The organism is Streptomyces sp. WAC 04229 (assembly GCF_003947455.1).
Taxonomy (GTDB): Bacteria; Actinomycetota; Actinomycetes; order Streptomycetales; family Streptomycetaceae; genus Streptomyces.
The window spans coordinates 47,735-58,254 of the sequence record NZ_QHJH01000031.1; the positions used below are offsets into that span (position 1 = coordinate 47,735).

9 protein-coding genes are annotated in these 10,520 nt (G+C 71.0%); 4 read left to right on the forward strand and 5 right to left on the reverse strand.

Translation table 11 applies throughout. The annotated features are described in order from the left end of the window. Positions 1-23: 23 nt before the first annotated feature. Positions 24-1,307, reverse strand: coding sequence for an isocitrate lyase (aceA, locus tag DMH12_RS12020; protein ID WP_125491560.1), 1,284 nt, complete (start codon positions 1,305-1,307; stop codon positions 24-26). Positions 1,308-1,688: 381 nt separating this feature from the next. On the opposite strand from aceA, the gene DMH12_RS12025 reads away from it, so the two are divergent. Then, positions 1,689-3,095, forward strand: coding sequence for a short-chain fatty acyl-CoA regulator family protein (locus DMH12_RS12025; protein ID WP_125491561.1), 1,407 nt, complete (start codon positions 1,689-1,691; stop codon positions 3,093-3,095). Between the two features lie 165 nt (positions 3,096-3,260). After that, positions 3,261-4,250, forward strand: a complete 990-nt coding sequence (locus DMH12_RS12030) for a ferric reductase-like transmembrane domain-containing protein (protein ID WP_125491562.1) — start codon at positions 3,261-3,263, stop codon at positions 4,248-4,250. Positions 4,251-4,268: 18 nt separating this feature from the next. Here DMH12_RS12030 and DMH12_RS12035 read toward each other — a convergent pair whose 3' ends face one another. Next, positions 4,269-4,676, reverse strand: a complete 408-nt coding sequence (locus tag DMH12_RS12035) for a VOC family protein (protein WP_125491563.1) — start codon at positions 4,674-4,676, stop codon at positions 4,269-4,271. Between the two features lie 146 nt (positions 4,677-4,822). On the opposite strand from DMH12_RS12035, the gene DMH12_RS12040 reads away from it, so the two are divergent. Further along, positions 4,823-5,845: a helix-turn-helix transcriptional regulator gene (locus DMH12_RS12040; protein WP_185832272.1), complete on the forward strand. Its 1,023-nt coding sequence runs from the start codon at positions 4,823-4,825 to the stop codon at positions 5,843-5,845. Between the two features lie 9 nt (positions 5,846-5,854). Here DMH12_RS12040 and DMH12_RS12045 read toward each other — a convergent pair whose 3' ends face one another. Next, complete coding sequence (locus tag DMH12_RS12045; RefSeq protein WP_125491565.1) at positions 5,855-7,048, reverse strand: serine hydrolase; 1,194 nt, start codon at positions 7,046-7,048, stop codon at positions 5,855-5,857. A 159-nt stretch (positions 7,049-7,207) separates the two neighbouring features. Between DMH12_RS12045 and DMH12_RS12050 the strand changes: the two genes are divergently transcribed. After that, positions 7,208-7,954, forward strand: a complete 747-nt coding sequence (locus tag DMH12_RS12050; protein ID WP_125491566.1) for a DUF1838 family protein — start codon at positions 7,208-7,210, stop codon at positions 7,952-7,954. Between the two features lie 95 nt (positions 7,955-8,049). On the opposite strand, the gene DMH12_RS12055 is transcribed toward DMH12_RS12050, so the two are convergent. Beyond that, positions 8,050-9,048 carry an ester cyclase gene (locus DMH12_RS12055; RefSeq protein ID WP_125491567.1) on the reverse strand — a complete coding sequence of 333 codons (999 nt, stop codon included), beginning with the start codon at positions 9,046-9,048 and terminating at the stop codon, positions 8,050-8,052. 84 nt (positions 9,049-9,132) lie between these two features. Further along, positions 9,133-10,520: MFS transporter (locus tag DMH12_RS12060; protein ID WP_221763124.1), on the reverse strand; the 1,388-nt coding region annotated here is incomplete at its 5' end.

The window sequence follows — 10,520 nt, forward strand, 5'->3', positions numbered from 1 at the left end:
CGCGGGCGGCCCGGCCGGGCTGCCTAGTGGAACTGCTCTTCCTCCGTGGACCCGGCGAGAGCGGTGGTGGAGGAGGCCGGGTTGACGGCGGTGGAGACCAGGTCGAAGTAGCCGGTGCCGACCTCGCGCTGGTGCTTGACGGCGGTGAAGCCCTGGGCCTGGGCGGCGAACTCCTTCTCCTGGAGGCCGACGTAGGCGGTCATGCCGTGCTCGGCGTAGCCGCGGGCCAGGTCGAACATGCCGTGGTTCAGGGAGTGGAAACCGGCCAGGGTGATGAACTGGAACTTGTAGCCCATCGCGCCCAGCTCCCGCTGGAACTTGGCGATCTGGTCGTCGTCCAGCGCCGCCTTCCAGTTGAAGGACGGCGAGCAGTTGTAGGCGAGCATCTGGTCGGGGTACTGCGCGTGGATCGCCTCGGCGAACTCACGGGCCTGGGCGAGGTCCGGGGTGCCGGTCTCGACCCAGATCAGGTCGGAGTACGGCGCGTAGGCGAGGCCGCGTGCGATGACCGGGGCCATCCCGTTGCGCACCCGGTAGAAGCCCTCCGCTGTGCGTTCGCCGGTGACGAACTCGGCGTCGCGCTCGTCGACGTCGCTGGTGAGCAGGTTGGCGGCGAGCGCGTCGGTGCGGGCGACGATCACGGTCGGCACGTCGGCGATGTCGGCGGCCAGCCGGGCCGCGTTGAGGGTGCGGATGTGCTGCGAGGTCGGCACCAGCACCTTGCCGCCGAGGTGGCCGCACTTCTTCTCGGAGGCGAGCTGGTCCTCGTAGTGGATGCCGGCCGCGCCGGCGGCGATCATCGCCTTGGTCAGTTCGAAGGCGTTCAGCGGGCCGCCGAAACCGGCCTCCGCGTCCGCCACGATCGGCGCAAGCCAGTCGGTGGTGTCCCCGGCGCCTTCGGACGTGGCGATCTGGTCGGCACGCAGCAGCGCGTTGTTGATGCGGCGTACCACCTGCGGCACCGAGTTGGCCGGGTACAGGCTCTGGTCCGGGTAGGTGTGTCCGGCCTGGTTGGCGTCGGCGGCGACCTGCCAGCCGGACAGGTAGATGGCCTGGAGGCCCGCCTTGACCTGCTGCACGGCCTGCCCGCCGGTGAGCGCTCCGAGCGCGTGCACGTAGTCCAGATCGTGCAGCTGCCGCCACAGCCGCTCGGCACCGCGCCGGGCGAGGGTGTGCTCCTCGCGGACGCTGCCGGAGAGCCGCAGCACCTCGTCGGCGCGGTAGGTGCGCTCGATGCCCTGCCACCTCGGGTCGGTGGCCCAGCGCCGCGCGAGTTCCTCGGCCGCCTGTGTCCTCGCCTCTGCCATGACTGTCACCGTCTCCTCGGTCTGTGGTGTCTGCCAATCCCGAGCTGATCGGAATCGGGTGTGGCACTGCGTGTCGTTCTGGTGGTTGCAGCCCGCCGGACCCCTGGAGTAGGGGATGAGCAATGCTGGCGGTGAGAGTGATCAACCGCACCGACCTAGTGCGACGTCAGGGCATGAAATCGCAAGTCGCTACCGGTTGACCGGCCACCGGTTCCGGCGGGCCGCTCTAAGACTCTGTCACTGGCACTGAGTGCCATCAAGTAGGGATGATTGCAAAGTTCTGCGAATCTTCCGACGGGGGTTCTGCCAAGGTTGCGAAGGTTCGTCGGCGGGTCTCGTCCCGTACTCTGGCGGTCAATTTCCTGGTGCGGAGGAGTGGCCGTGAGCAAGACCTATGCGGGGGCGCGGCTGCGGCGCCTGCGTGAGGACCGTCGGATGAGCCAGGCCGAGCTGGCCCGGGTGCTCGGCATCTCGCCGAGCTACCTCAACCAGATGGAGCACGACTCCCGCCCGCTCACGGTGCCGGTGCTGCTGCGGCTGACCGAGGCGTTCGGCGTCGACCCGGGGTTCTTCTCGGCACGCGACACGACCCGCCTCGTCGCCGACCTGCGCGAGGCCCTGTCCACGGAGATCGCCGGATCCCGGGTCTCCGCCGCCGACCTGACCGACCTCGCGGCGCGGACACCCGAAGTGGCCCGCGTCCTGCTCGACCTCGGCCGGCGCAACCAGCGGCTGTCCGAGCGGCTGGCCGGTGCCACGGACGGCCGGGCCGGCGAGTCGGCGGCCTCCTCACCCCACGAGGAGGTCAGGGACTTCTTCTACCGGCGCGAGAACTACCTGCACGACACCGACCTCGCGGCCGAGAGCCTGGCCGCGGAGATCGGCGTCCGGCCCGGCGAGGTGATCGGCGCACTCACCGCCCGACTCGCCCAGGCCCACGGCGTCCACTTGGCCGCCGAGGCCGGCGACCGGCTCCACCGCTACGACGAGGCGACCCGCACCCTTTACCTGTCGCCGCGCCTGCGTCCCGGGCGGCGCGCCTTCCGCATGGCCACCCAGCTCGCCCTGCTGGAGCACGGGGACGCCCTCGACCGGCACGCCGCCGAGGACTTCACGCCCGGATCGGCACCGCACGCCCTGACCCGCATCGGCATCGCCAACTACTTCGCCGCCGCGCTGATCCTGCCCTACGGCACCTTCCACGCCGCGGCCGAGGAGGCCCGCTACGACATCGACCTGCTCACCGATCACTACGGCGTCGGCTACGAGACGGTCTGCCACCGCCTGAGCACCCTCCAGCGGCCCCGGCTGCGCGGCGTACCGTTCTCCTTCGTCCGCGTCGACCGGGCCGGCAACATGTCCAAGCGGCAGTCGGCCACCGGCTTCCACTTCTCCCGGGCGGGCGGCACCTGCCCGCTGTGGAACGTCTACGAGGCGTTCGCCGCCCCCGGCCGTATCCACGTCCAGATCGCCGAGATGCCCGATGGGCAGCGCTATCTGTGGACCGCCCGGGCGGTCACCCGCCACCGCGGCCGGTGGAACGACGCCGGCAGGACGTACGCCATCGGCCTCGGCTGCGAGACCCGCCACGCCCACCGGCTCGTCTACTCGGACGGCCTCGACCTCGGCAACGCCGCCGCCGCGACCCCCATCGGCATGGGCTGCCGCGTCTGTGAGCGCCTCGACTGCTCCCAGCGGGCCGCGCCACCGCTGGGCCGCGGGCTGCTCATCGACCAGAACAGCAGCACCTTCGTGCCCTATCCGGTCACGAACGACGGTTCCCGCTGAGCGCGGCGTGCCGCGAAGTACCGGCGCCACCGTGCCTTTTCGGCCGCGCACCTCCGACGCCATGGCTTGATCGCGACTCGGTGCTCCGCTGTCCCGTCGGCCAGACTGATGGCCCCACGACACACGCGCACCGTCGCGGCGGTGGCGGCGCCCGGGAGGTCCCTGATGCTGTCCAACGCGAGGCCCGAGGAAGACGGGCCGGCCGCCGCTCGGACCGGAGGCGAGCGACGCCCCGCCGACCGCCCCGCCCTCCGAGGTGATCTGCGGTCCGCGGTGCCCGACGCGACCGCGGCGGTGGTGGTCACCGCGGCCGTGTTCGCGTTCCTCTACGCACGCATGGGGTCGGGGGAGTCGGCCACCGTCGCGGTCATGCCGTTCATGGACGACCCGGGCACCTACTGGATGTACCTGCTCAGCCAGGCGTTCGGCTGGTCCGGCCTGCTGTGGGCGTGGGGCACGGTGATGCTCGGACTGCTGCTGTCCGGACCGCGTCCCACCCAACTGCCCGTATCCCGGCAGGTGCTGGAACGCTGGCACCGTACGACCAGCCTGACCACGATGGCCCTGATGTTCGCGCACGCGCTGATGTTCGCGGCCGAACTCGTGCGCTACGAGACGAAGGTGGGGTGGGCCGAGCGGCTCTGGGTCGCCTTCGCGGACAGCTTCGTGCCCGGCTGGTACGACTCCGGCACCGGCCGGATCGCCATCCCCATCGGCCAGGCCGCCCTGTACCTGGCCGTTCCCCTGGGTCTGTTGTTCTACGTCCGGCACCGCATCGGCGCGAACACCTGGCGGCGACTGCACCGGTTCGTCATCGTCGTGTATGTGCTGAGCGTCTGGCACACCCTGCTGTACGGGACCAACGTCTGGTACGGAGAGTGGCCGCGCACCGTGCTCTGGCTGCTGCAACTCCCCGTGGCGGCATTGCTGTTGCTGCGTCTGATGAGACCCGCCCGGCGCGCCGAGCGACTCGGCGCGCCCGGGACGCACGAGGGCGCGTCCCGGGCGGGATGGACGACGCGAGCCGCCGGACGCGTCGTCGCCGCCGCCGTCGTCGTGGGTCTCCTGATCGTGGTGGTGTCCGGCCGCGACGGCGGACGGGACCGTCCGGCCGAACCACCGGCGACCGGCCCGCACGCCCCGGCGTCGGAGTGACCGCGACGGCCGCCGGAATCAGCCCTGCGCCGCCGTCGGGTCCATCCACATCACCTCCCACGTGTGCCCGTCGAGGTCGTCGAAGGCGCGGCCGTACATGAAGCCGTGGTCCTGGGGCTCACCGGTGACCGAGCCCCCCGCGGCCACCGCCTTCTCGACCAGCGCGTCGACCTCCTCCCGACTGGCGGCGCTCAGGGCGAGCAGAACCTCGCTGGACGATGTCGAGTCCACGATCCGCTTCTTCGTGAACTCGGCGTACTTTCGGTGGGTGTGCAGCATGACGTTGACGGTGTCGCTGAGGGGAATCGCGGCCGTCGTGTCGTCGCTGAAGTTGTCGTCGGCGGCGAAGCCCAGTTCGGTGAAGAACTTCCTGGCAGCCTCGAGGTCGTTGGTGGCCAGGTTCACGTAGATCATCTGCTGGTGCACGGGGTCATGCCCTTCCTACGGCTGTGACGGTGGTCCCCGGAGCCTAGGAACCGAACGCCTGCCTGACGCGTTGATTCGATCAGGTTCGAATGCCGGTCTGCGACGAACCGTTCATCGGGGTTGAGAACGCACAGGGGAGCGGACTCGTGATTCGCCTGCACATGCCCGCCGAGCGGCTGGCCGGTCTGCGCTGGGCCGTGTCACCCGTGGGGGAGTTGGCGGCCGCGCTGGTAGCGGTGTCCGAGGTCCGCAGACCTCCGCCCGCCCTCCGTCAGGTCGGGGCCCTGCTGTCCTCCGGCCGGCTGCCGACGCTCGCCGCGGTGTCCCGCGGATACACCGCCTACCTCCCGGAACTGCTCACACCGGCGCCCCGTACCTTCCTGCCGTCGGTCGAGGACCAGTTGCACGCCGTCGCCACGACCCCGACGAGCACGGTGGGGACCCAGTTCACCGCCTTCCTGGCCGGGGGACAGGCGCGGGGCAGCCGCTGCCCCTGGCTGCGCGAAGGCCAGCTCGAACGGGCCGAGGAGCGGGTGCGGCCCAGGATCGAGGTCGGCGAGAGCGAACTGCGGGAGCGTCTCGCCCGCGAGCTGCACTGGCTGTGGTCGAAGGCGATGGCACCGCGCTGGTCCGAGACCACCGCGAGTTTCGAGGGCTTCGTGGAACGGCACGGCGCCGTCGCGGCCCGCGAAGGACTCGGCGGTGCCCTCGCGGCCCTGCACTCCTCCCTGCGCTGGCAGGACGGCGCACTACAGGTCACCTCGGCCTACGAGGGCGAGGTCGGCGGCACGCACCCCCTCACGCTCATCCCGAGCCTCTTCCTGAACCGGGTCGGCCTGCACGCCCCCCTGCGACGCGAGGAGGCCCAGCTCGCCATCCCGATGGGCGCCGTACGCCGCCCGGGCCCGCGCATCGCCCCCGTCCTAGGTACCACCCGACTGGCGATCCTCCACAGCCTGACCGAACCGCGCACCACCACGGCCCTGGCCGCCCTGCACCACCTCGCCCCCGCGACGGTCTCCTTCCACCTCACCCGCCTCCTCGCCGCCGACCTGGTGCACCGCACCCGCTCCGGCCGGCACGTCCACTACCAGCACACACCCCGGGCCCGCGCCTTCCTGCGCCCGTCCCCGCAGACCCACCCGTCCGCCGGGTCGCCGCCACCGTGACCGGGTGCGTCACCCGGTGCCGCCGGCTTCCCGCGTCAACAGGTCGGCGACCCGGGCGGTCATCTGGCTCTCCGTACCGTCGCGGACCGTCGTCGGGTGGTACGCGAGGACGAAGCGGCGGCGCTGGTCGCGGGTGGAGAACGCGGCGTTCTTGTAGCCGTACGTCTCGCCGGTCTTGCCCCACAGGTCGACGCCGTTGACGGTGGCCCGCTGCAGTCCGGTGCTGTAGCGGGCGGGGCTGCCGTCGAGCATGCGCACCCCGTCCGGCGGCAGGGTGAACATCAGCCGGAGCAGCCGGGGCGGCAGCAGTGCGCCCGAGAACAGCGCGGTGAGCAGCCGGTCCACGTCGTCCACCGTGGAGATCATGTCGCCTTCGCCCCGGGCCGACGACTGGTCGTACTCGGTGATGTCCCGCAGCCGGCCGTCCGCCGTCCTGAGGTACCCGTGCACATGCCGGCCACGGATGCGCGGGTCGTCTCCCGGCACGGTGGTGCGGGCCAGGCCCAGCGGGCGCAGGACGCGGGCCGCCACCGCCTCCCCGTACGGGCGGCCGGTCAGCGTGTCGACGATCAGGGCGGCCAGCACGTAGTTGATGCCGCGGTACTCCTGCCGCGTCCCCGGCGCGAACTTCAGCGGACCGCGCGTCGCCGTCGCCACCCACTCCCGCGGCGTCCAGTGGTCGAAGCGGTGCCGGAACACCTCCTCGGCGGTATCCGGCTCCGGGATGCCGACGTGGTCGGGCAGCCCGCTGGTGTGGTTCAACAGGTGGGCCACGGTGATCGAGCGGTACCGGTCCGGCAAGAGGCCCGGCAGGATCCGCCGCACCGGTGTGTCCAGCGTCAGCCGGCGCTCCGCCACCAGCTGGAGGACGACCGTGGCGACGAAGACCTTGGTCACGCTGCCGATCCGGACCCTGTCACCCGCCCGCACCGGACGCCGGCTCCCGAGGTCGGCGAGGCCCGAGGTGCCACGCCAGTGGCCGGCCGTCCCGCCGATCCGGAGCTGTGCCGCGGTCGACGGAGGGGCCGCGCGGTCGTCGATGACCGCCTGAAGCGCGGCGGGGTCCAAGGGCGGCAGCGGCTGCGGCGACATCGGCGCGGCACCGGCGCGACGGGCGGGCAGGGCCAGGCCGGTGGCCACTGCGGCGGCCCCGGCGACCGCCACGTGCCCGAATGCCCTTCGTGACATGTGCGTTGAGGTCATGCCCTCCACACTGCCGACTGGCCGGGCACGGAACATCGGGGAGATCCCCCAGCAACCCCTGCCGTCACCCGGCAGGGTGCAGCTTTCTTTCGGTCGATTCCGGGCCATGCCGGGGTGATCGGCGCCGCGTCACCACGGTGATCGCGCAGAGTACTTCTTATGACGACACCCGCAGAACAGCTCCGCGCCCTCGCCCGCACCCGTGCCTCGCTGGACGGCGAGGAGGTCACGTACTGGTGGACCGGTGACGTGTACGGCTGGGGCCCCGACGAGCCGTACGAGCGTCTCTTCGGCTTCGAGGGGGTCAACGTCGCCCGCCTCGTCCAGGACGCCGACGGAGGCCCGGACGCCTACCGCCTGCTCACCCGCGAGGCCGCCTTCTACCTCGACCCCGTCAGCCGCGAGATCCTGGAGACCTGGCGGGACCTGCCGGTCGTGCACGTGTGGAACGACCCGGCGAACCAGAGGTGGCGCCCCTTCCCCGTCCCGACGACCGAACTCGGCGGGCAGGTCTGCTTCAGCCTGGAGATCCCGCTCGCCTACCCCTCGCCGCTGCCCGTGGCCCAGTACCCGGTCCACTCGGCCGGCGACACGTACAGGGCTCTGGAACTCTTCCAGTTCTTCGCCGACCGTGCCGACCTGGCGGGCCCCGCACCCGGTGTCCCGGCGACCATGTCGTGGTCCCGGATGTCCCCGTGGCTTCCGTGGATGGCCCGCGGACAGCGGCCCGGCGGCCTCACCTACCACTGCCGGGGCCGCAAGCTCGGCGCCTACACCGAGGTTCCCGAGCGCACCCGTGCGTACATCGCCCACCGTCATCCGGAGTTCGCGCACGCCCCGGAGAAGTGGAGCGAGCCGAACGAGACGAGCTGGACCTACTTCCGCAAGCTCAACCCTCCGCAGTAGCCGCCGGCGCCCCGCGGCTCCGCGCGTCATGGCCGAACAGGCCCCGAGGGCGGTCCGGCACCCGAGTGCCGGACCGCCGACGACAGGGGAGAGGCTCAGTAGATGTTGGCCTCCACCTGCGGGCCCTCCTCGCGTCCCGCGTCGATCTGCGCGCGGAGCGAGATCTCGTCGTAGACGCGGACCTCCTTCACGATGCGGCCGTCCTGGACCAGGAACTGCGACACGCCGAGCACCGTCACCGGCCGGCCGGTGAGGGGGCCGAAGGCGGGGGTGCCGCGGTAGGTGCCGTGCATGGTCCACAGGACGGCGACGCGCAGACCCGCGTAGCGCGGTGAGTGGTTGGTCTGGATGTCCCGGACGGCGAACCGCGCGTCGGGGAAGGGGCCGACCATGGCGAGGAGGTCGCTCTGGTAGCGCTCGGGGCGGATGACGGTACGGTCGCCGACCGTGTGCAGGAACAGGTCGCGGACCATGAAGTCGTTGACCCGGTGCAACTGGCGCCGCGTCCACACCTCGTCGATGAACTGCAGCACCATCTCGCACTCGGGGCGGTACTCGTCCTGACGGGCGCCGCTGACGCCTTCCAGCAGCACGTCCGTCGGCGGCTCGTCGAGCATGGAGCCGCTGTAGCCCTGGAAGGTGAGCCGGCGCGCCGCATCGGCGGGGTCCACGCCGCGCTGGAGGCAGTCGGCCAGCTCGTCGCGCACCACCCACTCCTCCACCATCCGGCCCCTGCGGTACAGGCAGTTGGCCACCGTGCGCTTGCGGATGCGGATGTTGCGGCCGTCCACCAGGTGCTCGTCGGCCGAGAAGACCAGGTGGGAGCTGAGGAAGGCGTCGTCGCCGCGCGCCTCCCAGACCACGTCCTCCGCCTGGCCGATGTGGCCCGGCGTACTGCCCATGCGGATGGTGGTGCCCTCGATGACACCGTCACGGCCGACGACGGTGCCGAGGCTGGTGTGCACGATCGAGTCGGGCTCGTAGTTGTCGACGATGTGGGCGATGTCCCGGTCGACCCAGATGCGATCAGTCACCTCGCGGATGAAGTCGTCCGGGTCCTTGTAGGGGAGGTATGCGACGGGGTCGAGAGGCATGGTGCTTCCGTTCCTGTGAATCGATGACATCTGTTCGGCTGTGCGTGAATGAACTAGTGTGTGAATGCGTATGTACCAACCCACTCACTTGCGGGCGGCGAACTTGTCCGCGCCCAGGTGGCTCCGGTACGTCTCCGTCATGAAGGCGCTCACCACCACCAGCGCCAGGAGGGCGCCCGCCGCCAGGTAGGCCCAGACGGCGTAGATGGTGTCGAAGGTGCTGACCAGCAGCGTCGCGACGAACGGCGTGATGCCCATGAAGATGGAGAACGAGCTGTTGTACGCGATGGCGCTCGCGCTGAACCTGGTCCGCGTGGAGAACAGCTCGGCCGCACAGACGGTGACGATGCCGGTGAGGAAGAACTCCGGCACGATGTAGATGAGTTGACTGGCCACCGCGGCCCCGAAGGTGCCCTCCTCGCCCACCCGGAAGGCGAGCGGGACCAGCACGATGCACGCGAGGGCGCCCGTCACCAGCATCGGCTTGCGCCCGATCCGGTCGGACAGCATGCCGGCCAGCGGCAGGAAGGGGATGAGGACCGCGATGGAGATGGCGTTCGAGGCCAGGCCCATCCAGCGCGGCAGACCGAGTGTGTCGGTCAGGTACTGCGGATAGAACGTGACCCAGGTGTAGGACAGGATCGCGAGCATGATCGAGATCCCGCAGAAGACCAGGATGGGCCGCCACTGCGAGCGCAGCGCCTCGCGGACCGGCGACTTGACGACGTCCGTGCCCTCCGCCGTGGCGCGGACGAACTCCGGGGTCTCCTCGATGTGGCGACGCAGCCACACCCCGACCAGGCTGAGCGGGATCGCCAGCAGGAACGGCAGGCGCCACCCGTACGAGTCCAGGGCCTCGCCCTGGAAGACCCAGCTGGTGAGGGCCGCCGTACCGGCGCCGGCGAGGGTGCCGACGAAGCAGCTGTTGGAGGCGTACGACGTGTAGTAGGCGCGGCGGTTCGGCTCCGCCCACTCCACGATGAAGGCGACGGCCCCCACGTACTCGCCGCCCGAGACCGCGCCCTGGACGACCCGGAGCAGCAGGAGCAGGAGCGGAGCACCGATGCCGATCTGCTGGTACGTGGGCAGCATGCCGATCAGGGCGGTGGTCACGCCCATGGCGACGATGGTCCACAACAGGGTCTTCTTGCGGCCGACCCGGTCGCCCCAGCGGCCCACGAGGGTGCCGCCGAGCGGGCGGAACAGGCAGGCGATGGCGATGATCGCGTATGTGCCCAGCACCGCCACGGTGCGGTCGCTCTCGGGGAAGAACGCCGGGGCCATGATGGGGGCCATGTAGCCGTACAGGCCGTAGTCGAACTGCTCGACGAAATTGCCGATGCTGCCCGCGCCGATGGCTCGGCGTATCGCGTGTCGCTTGTCCGTGTCGGACTGGGGAGAGCCGACTACTGGGGAGGCCGGTGCTGCGGCGGACATGGCTTCTCCGATCGCGCAGGGGGAGGGGGGAGAGG

What these genes read in the sequence shown, in the direction of transcription:
- aceA (WP_125491560.1), bottom strand. Translation starts at nt 1,307, where the DNA reads ATGGCAGAGGCGAGGACACAGGCGGCCGAGGAACTCGCGCGGCGCTGG.
- DMH12_RS12030 (WP_125491562.1), top strand. Translation starts at nt 3,261, where the DNA reads ATGCTGTCCAACGCGAGGCCCGAGGAAGACGGGCCGGCCGCCGCTCGG.
- DMH12_RS12045 (WP_125491565.1), bottom strand. Translation starts at nt 7,048, where the DNA reads ATGACCTCAACGCACATGTCACGAAGGGCATTCGGGCACGTGGCGGTC.
- DMH12_RS12050 (WP_125491566.1), top strand. Translation starts at nt 7,208, where the DNA reads ATGACGACACCCGCAGAACAGCTCCGCGCCCTCGCCCGCACCCGTGCC.
- DMH12_RS12055 (WP_125491567.1), bottom strand. Translation starts at nt 9,048, where the DNA reads ATGCCTCTCGACCCCGTCGCATACCTCCCCTACAAGGACCCGGACGAC.